At 70.3% G+C, this 16,095-nt stretch carries 15 protein-coding genes; 6 read left to right on the forward strand and 9 right to left on the reverse strand.

Going from position 1 to position 16,095, the window contains the following annotated elements:
• Nucleotides 1–50: 50 nt before the first annotated feature.
• The 7 genes from DEFCA_RS0112470 to DEFCA_RS0112500 form a co-directional block, all read right to left on the reverse strand.
• Complete coding sequence (locus DEFCA_RS0112470; protein WP_025323355.1) at nt 51–3,176, reverse strand: efflux RND transporter permease subunit; 3,126 nt, start codon at nt 3,174–3,176, stop codon at nt 51–53.
• On the reverse strand, nt 3,173–4,363 hold the full coding sequence (locus DEFCA_RS0112475) for an efflux RND transporter periplasmic adaptor subunit (protein ID WP_025323356.1): 1,191 nt from the start codon (nt 4,361–4,363) through the stop codon (nt 3,173–3,175). The genes DEFCA_RS0112470 and DEFCA_RS0112475 overlap by 4 nt, the downstream gene beginning before the upstream one ends.
• A complete protein-coding gene (locus tag DEFCA_RS0112480) occupies nt 4,360–5,715 on the reverse strand; it encodes a TolC family protein (RefSeq protein ID WP_025323357.1) in 1,356 nt (451 codons plus the stop codon). The genes DEFCA_RS0112475 and DEFCA_RS0112480 overlap by 4 nt, the downstream gene beginning before the upstream one ends.
• Nucleotides 5,715–6,338 (reverse strand): TetR/AcrR family transcriptional regulator, encoded by a 624-nt coding sequence (locus tag DEFCA_RS0112485; RefSeq protein WP_025323358.1) that lies wholly within the window; start codon nt 6,336–6,338, stop codon nt 5,715–5,717. Before DEFCA_RS0112485 ends, DEFCA_RS0112480 begins: the two co-directional genes overlap by 1 nt.
• A gap of 93 nt (nt 6,339–6,431) precedes the next feature.
• Entirely contained in the window at nt 6,432–6,869 is a 438-nt protein-coding gene (locus tag DEFCA_RS0112490) for a bis(5'-nucleosyl)-tetraphosphatase (RefSeq protein ID WP_025323359.1), read from the reverse strand.
• Between the two features lie 159 nt (nt 6,870–7,028).
• Complete coding sequence (locus DEFCA_RS0112495) at nt 7,029–7,487, reverse strand: VOC family protein (RefSeq protein WP_025323360.1); 459 nt, start codon at nt 7,485–7,487, stop codon at nt 7,029–7,031.
• Nucleotides 7,488–8,104: 617 nt separating this feature from the next.
• Nucleotides 8,105–9,421: an L-cysteine desulfidase family protein gene (locus DEFCA_RS0112500; RefSeq protein ID WP_025323361.1), complete on the reverse strand. Its 1,317-nt coding sequence runs from the start codon at nt 9,419–9,421 to the stop codon at nt 8,105–8,107.
• A gap of 182 nt (nt 9,422–9,603) precedes the next feature.
• On the opposite strand from DEFCA_RS0112500, the gene DEFCA_RS0112505 reads away from it, so the two are divergent.
• The 6 genes from DEFCA_RS0112505 (at nt 9,604) to DEFCA_RS0112535 (ending at nt 14,890) form a co-directional block, all read left to right on the forward strand.
• The gene (locus DEFCA_RS0112505; protein WP_025323362.1) at nt 9,604–10,323 is read left to right on the forward strand and encodes a DUF481 domain-containing protein; all 720 of its coding nucleotides are present in this window, start codon (nt 9,604–9,606) and stop codon (nt 10,321–10,323) included.
• Nucleotides 10,324–10,495: 172 nt separating this feature from the next.
• Complete coding sequence (locus tag DEFCA_RS0112510) at nt 10,496–10,894, forward strand: PA2779 family protein (RefSeq protein ID WP_025323363.1); 399 nt, start codon at nt 10,496–10,498, stop codon at nt 10,892–10,894.
• A gap of 34 nt (nt 10,895–10,928) precedes the next feature.
• A complete protein-coding gene (locus DEFCA_RS19585; RefSeq protein WP_025323364.1) occupies nt 10,929–11,900 on the forward strand; it encodes a PA2778 family cysteine peptidase in 972 nt (323 codons plus the stop codon).
• A 507-nt stretch (nt 11,901–12,407) separates the two neighbouring features.
• A complete protein-coding gene (locus DEFCA_RS0112525; RefSeq protein ID WP_025323366.1) occupies nt 12,408–13,706 on the forward strand; it encodes an IS110 family RNA-guided transposase in 1,299 nt (432 codons plus the stop codon).
• 471 nt (nt 13,707–14,177) lie between these two features.
• Nucleotides 14,178–14,408, forward strand: a complete 231-nt coding sequence (locus DEFCA_RS0112530) for an AbrB/MazE/SpoVT family DNA-binding domain-containing protein (RefSeq protein WP_025323367.1) — start codon at nt 14,178–14,180, stop codon at nt 14,406–14,408.
• Nucleotides 14,396–14,890 (forward strand): type II toxin-antitoxin system VapC family toxin, encoded by a 495-nt coding sequence (locus DEFCA_RS0112535; RefSeq protein WP_025323368.1) that lies wholly within the window; start codon nt 14,396–14,398, stop codon nt 14,888–14,890. Before DEFCA_RS0112530 ends, DEFCA_RS0112535 begins: the two co-directional genes overlap by 13 nt.
• Nucleotides 14,891–14,989: 99 nt before the next feature.
• On the opposite strand, the gene DEFCA_RS0112540 is transcribed toward DEFCA_RS0112535, so the two are convergent.
• Together DEFCA_RS0112540 and DEFCA_RS0112545 are read right to left on the reverse strand one after the other, a co-directional pair.
• On the reverse strand, nt 14,990–15,409 hold the full coding sequence (locus DEFCA_RS0112540; RefSeq protein WP_025323369.1) for a type II toxin-antitoxin system VapC family toxin: 420 nt from the start codon (nt 15,407–15,409) through the stop codon (nt 14,990–14,992).
• Nucleotides 15,406–15,642, reverse strand: coding sequence for a type II toxin-antitoxin system Phd/YefM family antitoxin (locus DEFCA_RS0112545; protein ID WP_025323370.1), 237 nt, complete (start codon nt 15,640–15,642; stop codon nt 15,406–15,408). Before DEFCA_RS0112545 ends, DEFCA_RS0112540 begins: the two co-directional genes overlap by 4 nt.
• Nucleotides 15,643–16,095 lie beyond the last annotated feature (453 nt).

Consider the following 16,095-nt stretch of genomic DNA (forward strand, 5'->3'; position numbering starts at 1 on the left):
TGGCCCTTTTTTCTCGCTCGTGCCCGCCCGACAAACACGGCCCACCACCGTCACGAGGGGGCGGCCCCTCCCCGCAGACGCCGGGCCACGGCGTGCCGACCTTGCTCCACCAGGGAGTACACGATCGGCACGTACACCATGGTGAGGAAGGTGGCCACCCCCAGCCCGCCCACGGCCACCACGGCCAGGGGGGACAGCCGCTCCAGGCCCACCGCCCACTCGGCCGCGATCGGGATCATGCCGACGATGGTGGACAGGGCGGTCATCAGGATCGGCCGCATCCGCACCCCCACGGCCTCGACCAGGGCGTCGTCCAGGCCGGCGCCCCGGTCCCGGGCGGCCCGGGCGAAGTCCAGGAGCAGGATCGAGTTGTTCACCACCACCCCGCCCAGCAGGATCATCCCCATCATGGCGGGCATGCACGCGTGGCGGCCCGTGATCAGCAGCATCCACGCCGCGCCGATCAGCCCCAAGGGAATCACCGACATGATGGTGATGGGGTGGAGCCACGACCGGAAAGTGGGCACCAGCGAGAAGAACAGCAGGAGCAAGCTCAGGGCCAGGGCGTTGCCCAGGTTGCCGAACGACTCGTTCATCTGGGCGATCTCGCCCCGATGGGACAAGGTGTAGCCCGGGGGCAGCTCCAGCCCCTCCAACGCCGCCAGCACGTCCTCCTGCAGGTGCGAGATCGCCCGGGTCCGGCGGAACGCCGTCACGTCCAGCGTCCGCTCCAGCCCCTCGTGGGTGATCATCTGGGCCGTCGGCTGCCTCTCGATGGTGCCCAACTGGGCCAGGGGCACCGGCCCATCGGGGGTGAGGATCGGGAACGCCTCGAGCGCGGCCAGGCGGGCCCGCTGGCCGGCCGGAAGCTGGACCCAGATGGGGTGGCCGTCCTGGTTGGGCACCCGTAGGATCGAGGCGGGCACGCCTGCGACGGCACCCGCCAGCTGGGCGGTCACCGCCCGGGGGGAGACCCGGTACCTGGCGAGCCGGCCCGGCTCGAGCCGGAGCACGGCCTCTTCTGCGTCGAGCCGCCACGACCGGCCGATGGAGGTGGCGCCCCGCAGGTGTGCCCGGAGCCGCCGCTCCACCTCGGCGCCGATCGCGTCGAGCACCTCCAGGTCCGGCCCGGAGATCATCACGTCCACCGGCGCCTTGATGGTCGAGAGCGGGGTGGCCCCGAAGTCGTACACGTCCACCCGGGCGAGGCCCGGCAGCCCCTGGAACGCCCGGCGCAGGGCGTCCTCGATCTCCCAGATGCTCCGCTCCCGCTCGAACCGGTTCACCAGATTCACGGTGACCGCGCCCTGTCGGGGAGTCCGGCCGGACCCGAACGAGATCACGTCGGCCTCGGCCCCGATCACCGCCGAGGTGGAGGTGACCTCGGGATAGGTGGACAGGATCGCCTCCATCCGCCCCAGCAGGGCCTCGGTCGCCCCCAGGGAGGTGCCCGCGTCGGCCTCGAAGTCGATCTTGACGATCCCGGCGTCCATGGACGGCATCAGGTCTCGGCCCGCCAGGGGCAGCTGGCGTCCGGCCACGACGAGCATCGCGGCCGCGGCCACGAGAAACAGCAGCCGGTGGGCCAGGGCGGTGCGCACCACCCCCTGGTAGAACCCGCGCAGCCGACCCAGCACGGCGTCCGCCAGCCGGGCCGTGAGCCGCTCGGGCAGGGTGCCCCGGCCACCGCCCCCTTTCCGGAGGACCCAGGGCGCGAGCAGCGGGATGATCGTCACCGAGATCACGAACGACGACAGGAGCGCGATGATCAGGGTCAGGGCCAGGGGCTGCATCACCTGCTGGACGTACCCGCCCACGAACACGATCGGGGTCAGGGCCAGCACCGTGGTGGCGGTGCCGGCGAAGTCGGCGAGCAGGATCTCCTTGGTGCCGTCCACCACGGCCGCGCCCACCGGCTTGCCCAGCTCGTCCAGGTGCCGCTGGATGTTCTCGACCACCACGATCGAGTCGTCCACCAGCATGCCCACGGCCAGGGTGATGGCGGTCAGGGTGACCACGTTGAGCTCCATGCCGCCGAGCCACATCACGCCGAAGGTCAGCAGGAACGTCATGGGCAGGGACACGCCCACCAGGGCCAGGCTGCGGCCGCTCGCGAGGAACAGGAACAGCACGGCCAGCGTCATCAGGATCGAGCTCTTGAGCGCGTCCTTCATGTTGGACACCGACAGGGTGATGATCTCCTTCTGGGAGTCGGGCACGCTGAACGCGATCTCCGGGAACTCCCGCTCCAGCTCGACCAGCAGCCCCTCCACGGCCGTGATCGTCTCGAGCACGTTGCCGTCCTCCTGCCGCTGGACGTTCAGGGCGACGGCGGGCCGGCCGTTGGCGTGGAACGCGCTCTTGGGCTCGGCCACACCGCGGCGCACCTCGGCCACGTCGCCCACCCGGACGATCCCCGGCCCCCGGTCCGTGAGCACCACCCGGGCCACGTCCGCTACCCCGGCCAGGGCGCCCCGCCGCTTGAGCACGATCTGGGACCCGTCGCCGATCACCAGACCCGCGGGCTGATTGGCGTTGGCCGCGGCCAGGGCGGCCGCCACGTCCGCCGCGGTCAGGCGGTAGCGCTCCAGCCGGTCCCGGTCCGGGGTGACGAGGATCACCGGCTGGTGACCTCCGAACACCTCCACGTTTGCCACCTCGGGCAGCTGCAGCAGGCGGTCCCGGATCGGGTTCTCGGCGATCTGGCGCACCATGGACAGGTCCAGGTGCGATCCGTCCTTCGGGTGCAGGGCCACGGTCATCACCGCGGCCGTGGCCGACGACACCCGGAACAGGATCGGCGGCCGGGTGCCCGGGGGGAACCGGGGCCGGATCTTCTCGATGGCGTTGGCCACGTCGGTGGCAGCGCTCGACAGGTCCCGGCCGTACCGGAACTCCACCGTCACCGCGGACACCTCGTCCCGGCTGGTGGACCGGACCGCCCGCACCTGGTCCAGGCCCGAGAGCTCCCGCTCGATGGGGCGGGTCAGGTCGCTCTCCACGTCCGTGGCCGACGCCCCGGGCAGCACGGTCACCACGGCCACCTGGGGCCGCTCGGTGTCCGGGAACAGCTTGAACGGAAGGCGGTTGTAGCCGATGACGCCGAGCCCCGCGGCCAGCATCAAGAGCGCCGACACCAGGTGAGGCCGCCTCAGGTAGCCCTCCACGAAGCTCATTCGGCAGCCCCCGGACCCGGCGCCGAGCCCCGGCGGACGAACGCCGCGGTCATGCCGTCGTACAGGGTCATCAAACGGGCCGGCTGCGCCACGACGACCCGGTCCCCCTCGGCCAGGGGCCCGTCCACCACGGCCCGGTCCGCGGATCGCTGCACCACGTCCACCCGTGCCGCCCGGATCGTCCCCCGACGCGTCCCTGCCGGCCCCGGCCCGGCCGGTTCCACCACGAACACCCAGGTGCCGCGCTCGCCGTCGAGCAGGGCGTCCAGGGGAACCACCAAACCCCTCGCCCCGGCGAGCGTGACATCCACGCTCACCGAGGCGCCTGGCAGGAATGTTTTTGGAGCCTTCGGCAGGTCCGCCTCGAACACGGCAAGCCCCGACGGACCGGCCGTGGGCACGATGCGGGACACCCTGGCAGCCACCGTGCCGGCTCCGGTGCCCACGGTCACCCGCTGCCCCACCGACAGGACCGCCAGGTCCTCCACCGGAAGCTGGGCCCGCACCCGGAGGTTTCCGCTGCGGGCTACCGCCAGAATCGGCTTGCCCGGCACGGCCAGGTCGCCCGGGTCGGCCCACCGCGCCGCCACCACCCCGTCGAACGGGGCCTCGAGGCGCGCGTACCCCCGCCGGATCCGGGCCTGGTCCCGCCGCTTCTCGGCCCTTCGGAGCTCGGCCCGGGCGGTCTCGAGCCGCGCCGCCGCCGAGCGCAGGGCGGTCTGGGACCGCTCCCACTGCTCGTCCGAGATCGCGCCCGCCTCATGGAGCACCCGGTCCCGCTCCGTGGTGGACCGCTGGGCCTCCCACGCCGCCTGGGCCGCAGCCACCGCCCCCCTTGCAGCCGACAGCCCGGCGCCGGCCTGGGCGACGGCGTCCTCCAACTCCCGGGCGTCGAGCACGGCCAGCACCTGGCCCTTGTGCACCGACTCGCCCTCGCGGACGCGCACCTCCAGCAGCCGGGCCATGATCATCGGGGCGACCCGGGCCTCCTCGGCCGCGACCACGGTGCCGGTGACGTGCCGCACCCGGGCCACCCGTCCCGAACGAACCGACACCACCTCCACCACCGGCACCGGCCGCCGGACCAGGGGGGCCGCCTCCTTCTGCTCGAGCCGTTTGGCCCGGACAGCCACCAGCCCGGCCGCGACCCCGGCTGCGATCACGAGCCATACGAGCTTCTTGATCATCGGACCACGTCCTCTTCCACGATGCTGTTGATCCGCTCGGCCGCGGTGACCACGGCCCCCAGGGCCTTCGCCAGGGAGGCGCGGGCGCTCGCCCTGCGCGCCTGGGCCCGCAGCAGGTCTTCGATCGTCCCGGCCCCGGCCTCGTACCGGATCTGCTCGATCCGGGCGGCCTCGGCAGCGGCAGCCACCCGGGCCCGGGCCGCCGCCAGCTCGGCCCGGGCCGACCGGAACCGGGCCAGGGCGTCCTGCAGGTCGGCCGCCACGGTCAGCCGGGCCTGCTCGATCCCGTACTCGGCGGCTCTCTCCCTCTCCCTGGCCGCCTCCAGGGCGGCGAAACGGGAGCCGCCGCGGAACAGGGGCACCTTGACGCTGACGATCACCTGCCAGGTGTCGAGGGGGTCACCCACGGACGGCGCGTCGTTGCGGGTGTAGTTGCCCTCGGCCACCACCGACGGCAGGAAGCTCGCGGTCGCCAGGGCGACGTTCCGGCGGCGTTGCTCGGCAGCGATGCGCGCCTGCCGGACCCGGGAGGTCCTGCCGAGCCGGGCCGCCAGCTCCCGGGGATCCCGTTCCAGCTCCGGCACCCGCCCCTCCTGGGGGTCCACCGCGACCCGGCGGGACGGGTCGCGGCCCAACAGGGCCAGGAGCATGGCGCCCACCCGGGCGCGGTCGGCCCGCACCGCCTCCCGCTGGGCCTTGGCGTCCTCCAGCTGCTCCACCACCTTGAGCCGGTCCAGCTTGGGCCTCTTGCCCAGCCGCACCATCAGCTCGAGCCGCTCCCGGGTCTTCTCGAGGGATGCCACCAGCTCGTCGAACCCGGCCACCACGGCGTCCAGGGCCTGGGCCGCGGTGTACAGGGAGACGGCGTTGAACCGAACCTGCCAGCGCGTACCCTCCAACAGCGCGGCGGCCCCCTCGGTCTCGAGCCGGGAGAGCTCGGTCTTGTTGGAGAGCCGGCCACCCAGGTACAGGGGGAGCTGGAACGACATGCCGTAGTGCTGCTGGTTGCGGTCCCAGGGGAGGGCGCCGAACCCTCCGGCGTCGCCCAGGATCTCCTCGGACATCGGCCGCACGACCCACGCGTCGTTGGTTCGGGAGTAGCTGAAGAACGCGTCGACCTGCCCCCAGCGCTCCCGGGAGACCGCCTCGGCCGACCGTTCGGCGGCCACGCTGCGGTGCGACAGCACCTTGAGACCCGGGTTGGCCTCGAGGGCCTCGGCCACGGCCTGAGCCAGCGTGAGTCGCAGCGGCCCCGCGCCGCCCTCCCCCGCCGCCCGGGCCGGCGGTTGGACCGCCCCCCAAACCAGGGCCGCCGCCACGGCCGATGCCACCGCAACGATCCTCGCTGCCATCAGGGGCCGTCCTTCCCCTCGCCGCTCCGAAGTGCGTCCACCAGGAACGGCACCAGCGTCTCGCCGAACCGGTCCTCTGCCTCGACGTCCGGCAGCAGCCGCAGCCGGATCGCCAGGGCGGCCGGGGGGCCCACCAGCATCAGGGCCAGGGCGTCGGGGGACGGCGTTGGCACCAGATCCCCACCGGCCTGTCCCTGTCGGATCAGACGTTCCAGCACCGAAAGGTAGCCCCGGAAGATGGAACGCATCCGGCCGATCAGGGCCTCGTCGTTCGAGACGGACGCCTCGGCCAGGAGCAGGATCGGCAGCCCCTTGTGCGCGCGGATGATCTCGGTGTGGTGCCGCACGATCCGCCGGAGCCGCTCGGCCACGCAGAGCCCCTCGTCCTGGGCGATCTCGCCGACCGGTTCCAGGAGCATTGTCCCGATGCGGTCCATCAGGCCGAGGATCAGCGCCTGCTTGCTGGGGAAATGGCGGTAGATCGCCGCCTCGGTAAAGCCCACCCGCTCCGCGAGACGCTTGGTGGTCAGGGCCGGGAAGCCGCCGTCCCGGACCAGGGCCAGGGCGTGGTCGAGCAGCTCGTTTTGTCGGGGGGTGTACGGTCGGTCTCCGTGTGGGGTCATGGATGCATCCCGGATGTAAGTGAATATTTACTAACTTGCCCGACCATACACCTCTCCCTTCCAGGAATCAAGCCCGCAGCAACGAAGGGGGGATCAGGGTGGAACGGGGCCGGACCCGGCCGTGACCAGCCCGTGGGCCCAGTCCAGAACCGGCCGGACCCGATCGGCCAGGAGCCGCCGGGCGTCCTCGTAACCCAGCCACCGGTACTCGTGGTGCTCGGGCCGGCCCAGATCGGGGTTCACCCCCAGCCGGACCTCCCCCGCCCCGGCCTCGGCCACGTAGTACCGGGCCACCTTTCCCCGGCCGTAAGGCGGGGTCTCCCGCCACTGCGTGCCCCACCGGAACCGGAACTCCCGGAGGCCGGTCTCCTCGCGGGCCTCCCGCAGGGCCGCGTCGAGCGGCTCCTCCCCCGGCTCCACCTCCCCCTTGGGGAAGTCCCAGCACCGGTACGCCCGGAGCACGAGAAACCTCGGCCCCTCCGGGGTCAGGCGCACCGGAACGATCCCTGCGGACAGCACCCTCTTCTCCACGATCTTCCTCCCACCTCGGCTCCTGACGACCGGCCGTTTTTCAAGCCGGCGGCCGCCGCGAACGCCGTCGCCGCGCCAACGTTGTTTGAGCGCAGCTCCCCATCAGAGGCTCCATGGTGGCGATCTGCGTGCATAGGAGGCTGCGTCACGTGCAACCGGCTACGGCTCCCAGGCCTGCAGCTCGATCCCGTTGCCCTCGGGGTCGGTCACGTAGCACCAGCGGACCCGGGCGCCGTTCGCCGCCCGCAGCCTCACCACCTCGCCCACGGCGCGGCCGCCGGCATCCAGGACCGCCTGCCGGGCCGCCTCCACGTCCTCCACCGCGAAGGCGATGTGCCCGAACCCCGGCCGGTTCACGGCGGTCTGCCCCCGCTCCGCAGAGGGATCGTAGCTGAAGATCTCGAGCGTGGGGCCGTTCTCTCCCCACCCGGGCAGCCGCAGGTGCACGCCGGTCAGACGGGCCCCCCGTAGCCCCGTGCCCGCGTCCAACGCCTCGCCGGCATAGTCGCGCTCCGGCGGCACCGGCACGCACCCGAAGACCCTCTCGTAGAATGCAGCCAGGGCGCGCCAGTCTTCCGCAACCAGGTTCGTGTGCACATATCTCGCAGGAACCGACATCGTTGCCTCCGCACGTGATCTGCTACGAATCGCAACGGAAGAATTGCCAGACTCGTGGGTTTTCCCTTTGCGGAGCCCAGGCTGGGAGGGGTGGAGTGCCGGGGGCACAGCCCTTTGGCTCGCCGCCGCCTCCGGCTGTTCGGATCGCCACGGATTTCCGGGGCTCCGCTATCGGCCCCCGGACCGACGGGCAGGCAACGGCATGAGAAGGCGCGACGATCGGATGGCTCACACGCACCCGGACGGAACCAGACCCCAACCCCGTACCACGGCAATACTCTTAGCTCGGCGGATAAACAGGCGCTATCGCTCCCTGCTCGGAGGGGCAAGGGGCCTGCCGGAGAGCCGGGCGCGGCCCTTTAGCTCGCCGCGCAGCGTCTCTGACGCTCGGACCGCGAAATAGTTCGGATTCCATCGAGTTGTCGTGTAACCAGCTCTTCGGTCCTGTGCCTGCGCGGCGAATCTCATGCTCGGCTTCGCGCCCGGCCGGAGGCAGGTGCCTTGCCCCACCCTCCGAGGTGACGCGCCTAATCTGTCGCCGGGTTAATAGTAGCAGTAAGCGGGGTCGTCCCCTTCGAGGGAGCCGAGGTTGCCGGCGGAGACCCGGCGCCAGCGGCTCAGTCCAGATCGAACTGCTTCTCCAGCATGATCCGGAGGATGGTGTGGTCGGTCTCGATCATGCCGACGCAGCTCAGGGTGCCCAGGTTCTGCATGGTCTGCTCGGGCGAGGCGCCCACGATGCCGTCGGTGGCCTGCACGTTGACCCCGTGCAGCGAGAACAGGGCGGCCTGCACGGCCGTGCCCGCGGCCGTGGCCAGCTTGAAGGCGCACCCGGCCTTGGCGCCGTCGCAGATCACGCCGGCCAGGTCGCCCACCAGGTTCTTGATGGCGCCCGCGATGTGGTGGTGGTTGCCGCCCAGCAGGTAGGTCACCCCGGCCGTGGCACCGGCACCGGCCGCCACAGAGCAGCCGCACACCGCCGACAGCCGGCCCGTGTGGGCCTTGACGTAGGCCGTGACCAGGTGGCTCAGGGCGATGGCCTCGAGCACCTCGCGCTTGCTCTGGTGGGCCACGAAGTCCTTGACCGCCCAGATGGGCAGGATGGCGGTGAGCCCGTGGTTGCCGCTGCCCCCGGAACTCATGGCCGGAAGCTTCACCCCCGACATCCGGGCGTCGGCCGCCGACGAGGTCAGGATTTTGGCCTCGAGCACCATGTCCCGCTGGAGCAGCCGCTCGCGCACCAGCCGGTCGAGCCCCAGGCCGATGCCCAGGCCGGGGCCGTACTTGCGGCCGTGCTCAGCCAGCCGGAGGTTGTACTCCACCCCCTGCTCCAGGAACGCCAGGTCGTCCTCGTCCAGGTCGTCGAGGAGGTCGAGCAGATCCTGGAGGCTCAGGGTGCGCAGCCACTCCTCCAGCTCCTGGAGGCTCTCCTGCTCGCCCGAGGTACGCCTCAGTAGGGGATGGTCCGGCAGCTCCTCGCCGTCCAGCGTCAGGCGGGTGATGCCGTCGTGCACCCCTTGGATGGTGCACTCGGCCGTGCGACCCGCGGCCGACACCCGGGCCCGCACGTACAGGCCCTGCCGGTCGTCCACCAGGTGCACGCTGACCGCGCCGGCCCGCACGAACCGCTTGCTCGTGGCCAGGGCCTGGTCGTCCACGGTGTCGAGCACCTCGAGCTTGCGGTAGGGATCGCCGCCGAACACCCCCAGGGCCGCGGCCAGGTCGAGCCCGGACGCGCCCCGGGCCCCGGGGATCGACACGGCCAGGCCGTTCTTGTACACGTTGGGGTCCACCCACACCTCGATCGCCTCGGCCGTCTCCCCCTCCAACAAGGAGGCCGCGGCGGCCGCCGCCAGGGCGATGGCCGAGGGCTCGGTGCACCCCAGGGCCGGGGCCACCTCCATGCGCAACACGTCCTTCACGCCGTAACCCATCCGTTCGTCTCCGTGCCCGACCCCCACAGAGGAAACGCGTTGGAGAACGATACGCCGGGGAAAGGCACGGTTCAAGCCGGGATATCCCGCCCGGGCGCCGGGCGCCCTGGGGCCGCCGTGGTTGACGGTTGCCGGAACCGGGGCAAAATGGTCGAGTCGGGGGATTTCCGAAGGAGTATCCCATGAAGATCGCCGCAGCCGTGACCGCAGCCGCCCTCCTCACACCCGCTGTCGTCCGGGCGGCCGAGGGCTGGAAGAACCGGGCCGAGCTCTCCTACACCCGCACCTCGGGCAACACCGAGACCGAGGCCCTGGCCGGAACCCTGGAGACCGGGCTGGATGCGGGAACCCACCGTTTTGCCGCCACGGCCACGGGCCTGTACGGCAAGACGGAGAGCGAGCCGACCGCCAGCCGCTGGAGCGCCGAGGGCCGGTACGAACGGCTCCTGACCGAGCGGCTGTTCGGGTTCGTGTCGGTGGGCTATCTCAAGGACACCTTCTCCGGGTACGACGCCCGTCTGGAGGTGGGGCCCGGCGTGGGGTACGACGTGGTGAAAAGCGAGGCCCACGAACTAAAGGCGCGCCTGGGGGTGCTGTGGAACTACGACAACTTCGCAGCCGGGCCCGAGGCCTCCGACACCTACGCCTCGGGCAAGGCGGCCGCCGACTACGAGTGGCGCATCTCCGACACGGTCACCTTCCAGCAGGCCCTGGACTACTCGATCTCGTTCGACGACACCGACGTCTACTTCCTGAACTCCACCTCGGGCCTGGTCGTGGCCCTGGCCGGAAACCTCTCGCTCGGCCTGAGCTACACCGTGAACTACCAGAACGCCCTGCCCGCGCCCGACGCCGAGCACGTGGACACGAAGTTCCTGACCTCGCTGGTGGTGGACTTCTGACCCTGCCGCTCCCCCAACTCCGCCGCTTCCCCACCGAAGGGCGATCCGACTGCGGGCATCCTGGCACGGGAGGGCCACGGCCGCCTCTGCTCCCGGGCTTGAGTCGGCCGGGCGGTTTGCCTACACTCGGCCCGGTTCGCGTTTCCCCTGTCTCTTGCCGGGAGGAGATCCCATGCGGTTCGCACGCTCTTGGAAGACGCCCACGGCCCTGATCCTGTTGTTCTCGTTCCTTTGCCTCTCGCTGCCCACCTCGCCGGCCGTGGCCGGATGGATCCCGACCCGCCGGGTGCTCTCGCCCCAGGAGCGGCTGGCCACGGCGCTGGAGCGCCAGGAGATCGCCGACGCGCTGCGGCAACTCGGGATCGACCCGGCCGAGGCCCACCGCCGGGCCCTGGGGCTCTCGGACGCCGAGGCCCGGGAGGCCCTGGAGCGGCTCGACACCCTGCCGGCCGGCGGCGACCCCCTCGTGGCCATCGTGACAACTGCGGCCTTCGTGTTCGTGGTGCTCCTGATCACGGACATCCTCGGGTACACGGACGTGTTCCCCTTTGTGAAGCGCACGGTCCGGTGAGGGGCCGCGCGGCGAACGCCGTGAGCCGCCCGCCGTGGGGGTGACGGGCCAGGCCCCCTTCCTCCACCCCGTGTCCTGGCGGCCTCGGCCGGTCGTTTCGGCCCTCCTCGCGCTCGCCCTGGTCGCGGCCGGGTGCGCGCCCCGGCTGGCCCTGCGCCGGGCCGGGCTGCCCGAGGCCGCCCGGGTGGAGGGGGTGCCGGTGATCCGGCAGACCCGCAACCACTGCGGCCCGGCCGCCTTGGCCATGGTCCTGGCCTGGGCCGGCCGCCCGGCCGACCCGGCCGACCTCGGCCCCCTGGTGTACACCCCGGCCCGCAAGGGCACGTTCCCCTCTGACCTGGCCCGCGAGGCCCGCGGCCGGGGCCTCCTGGCCTGGAGAGTCCCCCCCCAGCCGGAAAGTCTGTTCGCCGAGGTGGCCGCCGGCCACCCCGTGCTGGTGCTGGAGAACCGGGGCCTGTCGTGGGCCCCGGTGTACCACTACTCGGTGCTGGTGGGGTACGGCCCGGGCGGGGTGATCCTGCACGCGGGCGGCGAGCTTCCCGAGGAGGTGGCCACCGGCACGTTCGTGCGCACCTGGCTCCGGGCCGGCGGGTTCGGCCTGGTGGTGCTGCCGCCCGGGGAGCTGCCGGCCACGGCAGGCCCGGAGGACGTCCTCGACGCCCTGGCCGACCTGGAGGAGGCCGGCCGCACCGCCGAGGCGGCCCGGGGGTACCGGGCCTTTCTCGCGCGCTGGCCCGAGGACTGGCGGGGAGCGTTCGGATGGGGCAACGCGCTGTGGGCGGCGGGCGACCTGGCCGGCGCCGAGGCCGCGCTGCGCCGAGCCCACGCCACGGCACCCGAACGGCCCGAGCCCCTGAACAACCTGGCCCTGGTTCTGGCCCGGTTGGGCCGCCGCGACGAGGCCCGGGCGGTGGCCCGCATGGCGGTGGAGGCGGCCGAGCGGCTGGGGCTTGACCCCGGACCGTACCGGGAGACGGAGAGGCAGGCTGGGACGGTAGGACGGTAGGACGTTGGGACGCTGGAGCGGCGGCGATGGGGCGTCACACGAGTTGCGAGAGGAACGTGGCCGCAGGCACCATGAGACCGGATGGAGACCGGATGGGACGTTGACAGGTTATAAAGTTGTTCTCACCCTCCCTCCGTCAACCGGACCATTTGCCACACCGACGCCTGCGTCCGCCCCGTTCGCTGGGCCAACGTGTCGAACGTCGTCCCCGCCTCCTGCCGCGCCCGCCGGGCGCAGGCCACCTTCCGCTCCCGGCTCGGGCCCGTGATCGCCGCTACATCCACTCCGAGGTCCCTGGCCACATCCCCAGCGACCACCCAACTCCGGTGGCCCCCTTACAACAACTAAATAACCTGTCAGCGTTATCATTGCTTGAGAGCTTGAGGAAAGAAAGGTTCAGGGGGCACATCGTAAAGAATCAGAAGACAAAAAGGAATCTATACAAAAAGAGGCCCTCCTGGCACAAGGTTTCCACCCAGAAACCCCTGCACACAGGAGGACCTCAAGATGAGTAGCGATGTCAAACGTCTGGAGTGGTTCCGTCAGTTCCGGTCCAAAGTCCGGGGCTCCAACGATTACCTCGTCATCGGGATCGACGTGGCTAAAGAGAAGCACCACGCGTTCTTCGGTACCTCTGGCGGCACCACCCTTTACAAGCGATTCGTGTTTGCCAATACCCGAGAAGGGTTCGAACGTCTGCGCGAGTTGGCCCGGGATCTCCAGCAGCGCCACGGCCTTTCGGAGCGGGTGTTCGGGCTGGAGCCCACGGGAGTGTACCACAAGCCGCTGCTGGCGTACCTCATCGAGCGGGGCGAGTGCGTGGTGCAGGTGTCCAACGTGGCGGTCCAACGCAATCGGGAGCTTTTGGACGGTCGCTGGGACAAGAACGACGCAGCCGACACAGCGAACGTGGCCGACCTGGTGGGCCAGGGGCGGGTGCTGTTCCCCGATGCTCCTGGAGAGCCGCTGCGGGAGTTGCGCAACCTGGTGCGGGCACGGGTGCGGCTCAAGAAGCGAGAGCACGCCCTTCGGATGCGGATTCGCAATCACCTGGTGGCCCAGTTCTTCCCCGAGTTGGAGCGGGCCTACGGCCGGGGGATTGCCGACCGGGTGGTGCTCCAGGTGATCCGACACGGCATGGATCCGCGCGAGATCGCCCAGATGGAGTTCGAGGCGTTTTGGAACCGCATCGCCCTTCCGAGGTGGAACATCCGCCAGGAGCGGAAGGTGCGCGAGGTCTGGGAGGCCGCGAAGACGTCGATCGGGTGCCCGATGGACGAGACCATCCGGTGGGAGGCCAAACGCCTCGTCGAGGAACTGGACCTCGTGCGAACGCACTTGGTCGAGGTGGAGCAGCAGATGCGCGAGAGCCTCTTGGGATTTCCCGAGGCCCGGAGCCTCCTGTCCATCCCGGGCGTCGGCCCGGTGTTGGCCGCCATGGTGCTGGCCGCCATCGGCGATCCCCACCGGTTCCAGCACCGACGGCAGGTCGTTCGCTTGGCCGGACTGGATCTGTGTGCGAGCCGCAGCGGGAAGACGAGCGATCGGGCTGTGCCCAAGATCTCCAAGCAGGGTAAGGGGGCGTTACGCTACGCCCTGGTCCATGCGGCCATCATCGCAGCCCACCAGAACCCGGCAATCCGGGCGTACTTCACCCGGTGCCTGGAGGGGCGCCAGCATGAGCGGGGCATCCGGCAGAAGATGTACGTCAAACTGGCCGCCAAGCTCCTGGTGGTGGCCTGGCACCTGATGAAGACCCGGTCGGTGTTCGACCCGGAGCGGTTCCTGGCGGGGCAGACCGGGTAGCGGTCCACCGACTCCGACAACTTGGTTCGGCGGGAGAGCCCGATTAGCAACGTAGAGGCAGAAGACCTCGGGCGGGACAATCCTGGGCCTCTCTGCCGGATCTGCGAACCTGGATGAGGAGTGGTGGACGCTGCGGTACCAGACAGGAGGGCCGCGGACGTCGGGTTGCCCGATAACGGTGAGGTTGCAGATCCGCCGAGGCAGAGACGTCGCCGACGTGATCCGATCGGGGGTGGGGTGTACCCGAAAACCATGGGTTCGCTCAACCACTTGTTATCACAGCATAAATTTTTTGCTTGACGGAGGGACTATAGAGTGTCCCCCACCCCCACACCGGGATCAGCTCGGCCGCCGGCCGTGCTTGGTGGATCACGAACCGCTCCGTAGACCGGCGCATGCACCCAGCAAGTCTTGACGCGGCTCCCCTGCGTTGCTTTACTGCAACGTAAAGCAAAAACGGGAGGCGCCCTCATGCCAGTGGCTCGTCTGAGCAGCAAGTCCCAGATCGTGATACCGGCCGCCATCCGCCGTCGCCTCGGCCTGAAGGCCGGCGACCTTCTGGAGATCCGGCAAGAGGGGAATTCCGTCGTCGTCCGGAAGGCCGAGCGGTCCGCTCTCGACGAACTCGAAAGAATCGGGGGCGATCTGTGGCGGGGCTCCGCGGAGGCCCTGAAGAAGGAGCGGGAGGAATGGGACGGGTGACTCCCGAAGACATCCCCCCGGGCTCGACCGTTGGCATCGACACGGTGGCGTGGATCTACCTCCTCGAGCGCCATCCTGTTCACTACCCGACGGCACGGCGGTTTTTCGCACGCCTGGAGGCCGGGGAACTCCAAGGCGTGGCTGCAAGCCTCGTGTTCACGGAACTCTTGGTCCCGGCCTATCGGGCAGGAGAACCCCGCCGCGCCCGGGAACTCGCAAGAATCCTAGAAAACTTCCCGCACCTTCGGATTCTGGACCTCACCCCGTCCATCGCGTTGCGCGCGGCAGACCTGCGCGCCCGGTACGGGCTCCGCACCCCGGACGCGATCCACTGCGCCACGGCGACGGCCGCCCGGTGCGACGCCGTGCTCACAAACGACGCGGCGTTCCTGCGCATATCCTCGGAACTCACCGTGTACCTCTTCGAGGCTCCCAGCCAAGATCCCTGGCTGGAGGCAGTGCCATCCTTCCCAACCGAATAACCGAACAACGTTCCCCCTCTGGGACGCAACTTATTAACCTTGCAGCGGCCATCCCCCATGGGCCTACGTCAAGCACGCCCTGCACGAACGCCCCCAAAGTCACCCCGGAACGAACAGCGGCACACCGGAGTTCTCGGCCGCCTTCTTCAGGTCCCGATCGAGCGTGGCCAGGGGCAGCCCCCTGCGGATGGCGAGGTCCAGGTAGGCCGCGTCGTAGGACGACAGGCCGTGGGTGCGCCCGAGCGCGTGCACCCGTGTCCAGGTCTCGTTGCCCGCAGGCGTCTCGATCTGGATCGGCAGTGCGAGGAGGCGGTCCAGGAACTGGGTCGCCTGCGCTTCAGAGATCCTCTTTCGGCGCTCGGCAACGAGGAGAACGTTTGCGGCCTCCAGCGGCCACAGGCAAGGGACAACCGCTCCTCCGGCCACCACAGCGTCCAAAACGGCCTCGGTGAACTCCGTGGTTTCGTCCTCGAAACACCACGCCAAGGCCACGGAGCAGTCGACAACCACAGTGCTCACCGCCGGCCTTCCTCGATCATCTCGCGGATCGTCAGGCCGTCGAGTCGGGCCCCCCGCCGCAGGCGCCTGAGGTCGGCCGCCGCAGAGGTTGCGTCCCGGACCCCGTCCGGGACCGGCGTCAGGACGGCGACGGGAACCCCTCTGCGCGTAATGGTGATGCGCTCGCCCGAGGCCACCCGGTCGAGCAGCGCCGAGAGGTGTGTCTTCGCCTCGTAGGCCCCGATCGTTTCCATTGCATCTCCCTCCTTCCGACTAGTTTGCAGACTAGTCTATCCGGGCCACGGCGGCTCCGCAAGCCCCGGGCCGGCAGAGGGGGCCGACACCGTGCGTGACGAGCCCAGGGGACTCTTTTTGGGGTCTGGTCGGGATGTGGGAACGCCGGTGATGAACCGACTGCGGACCGGCTACGCCGTGACCTTCGACTGCCGCCACCGCCGTGCCGGCCGGTTGTGTTCGTGGCGAGGAAGTAGGCCGAGGAGATCGTGATCTACGGCGAGATTCTGAAGACGCAGCCGAGCCGGCGCGGGAACCGAAGCCCAAGCCGAAGGCCCCCCTCTACGACCCCCAACAGGAGACCGGAGGGGACGTTGACAGGTTATAAAGTTGTTCTCACCCTCCCTCCGTCAACCGGACCATTTGCCACACCGACGCCTGCGTCCGCCCCGTTCGCCGGGCCAACGCGTCAA

Origin of the sequence: Deferrisoma camini S3R1 (assembly GCF_000526155.1) — a bacterium.
Lineage (GTDB): Bacteria > Desulfobacterota > Deferrisomatia > Deferrisomatales > Deferrisomataceae > Deferrisoma > Deferrisoma camini.

What these genes read in the sequence shown, in the direction of transcription:
- DEFCA_RS0112505 (WP_025323362.1), top strand. Translation starts at nt 9,604, where the DNA reads ATGAAGATCGCCGCAGCCGTGACCGCAGCCGCCCTCCTCACACCCGCT.
- DEFCA_RS0112480 (WP_025323357.1), bottom strand. Translation starts at nt 5,715, where the DNA reads ATGGCAGCGAGGATCGTTGCGGTGGCATCGGCCGTGGCGGCGGCCCTG.
- DEFCA_RS0112525 (WP_025323366.1), top strand. Translation starts at nt 12,408, where the DNA reads ATGAGTAGCGATGTCAAACGTCTGGAGTGGTTCCGTCAGTTCCGGTCC.
- DEFCA_RS0112485 (WP_025323358.1), bottom strand. Translation starts at nt 6,338, where the DNA reads ATGACCCCACACGGAGACCGACCGTACACCCCCCGACAAAACGAGCTG.
- DEFCA_RS0112535 (WP_025323368.1), top strand. Translation starts at nt 14,396, where the DNA reads ATGGGACGGGTGACTCCCGAAGACATCCCCCCGGGCTCGACCGTTGGC.
- DEFCA_RS0112545 (WP_025323370.1), bottom strand. Translation starts at nt 15,642, where the DNA reads ATGGAAACGATCGGGGCCTACGAGGCGAAGACACACCTCTCGGCGCTG.
- DEFCA_RS0112530 (WP_025323367.1), top strand. Translation starts at nt 14,178, where the DNA reads ATGCCAGTGGCTCGTCTGAGCAGCAAGTCCCAGATCGTGATACCGGCC.
- DEFCA_RS0112495 (WP_025323360.1), bottom strand. Translation starts at nt 7,487, where the DNA reads ATGTCGGTTCCTGCGAGATATGTGCACACGAACCTGGTTGCGGAAGAC.
- DEFCA_RS0112470 (WP_025323355.1), bottom strand. Translation starts at nt 3,176, where the DNA reads ATGAGCTTCGTGGAGGGCTACCTGAGGCGGCCTCACCTGGTGTCGGCG.
- DEFCA_RS0112475 (WP_025323356.1), bottom strand. Translation starts at nt 4,363, where the DNA reads ATGATCAAGAAGCTCGTATGGCTCGTGATCGCAGCCGGGGTCGCGGCC.
- DEFCA_RS0112510 (WP_025323363.1), top strand. Translation starts at nt 10,496, where the DNA reads ATGCGGTTCGCACGCTCTTGGAAGACGCCCACGGCCCTGATCCTGTTG.
- DEFCA_RS0112500 (WP_025323361.1), bottom strand. Translation starts at nt 9,421, where the DNA reads ATGGGTTACGGCGTGAAGGACGTGTTGCGCATGGAGGTGGCCCCGGCC.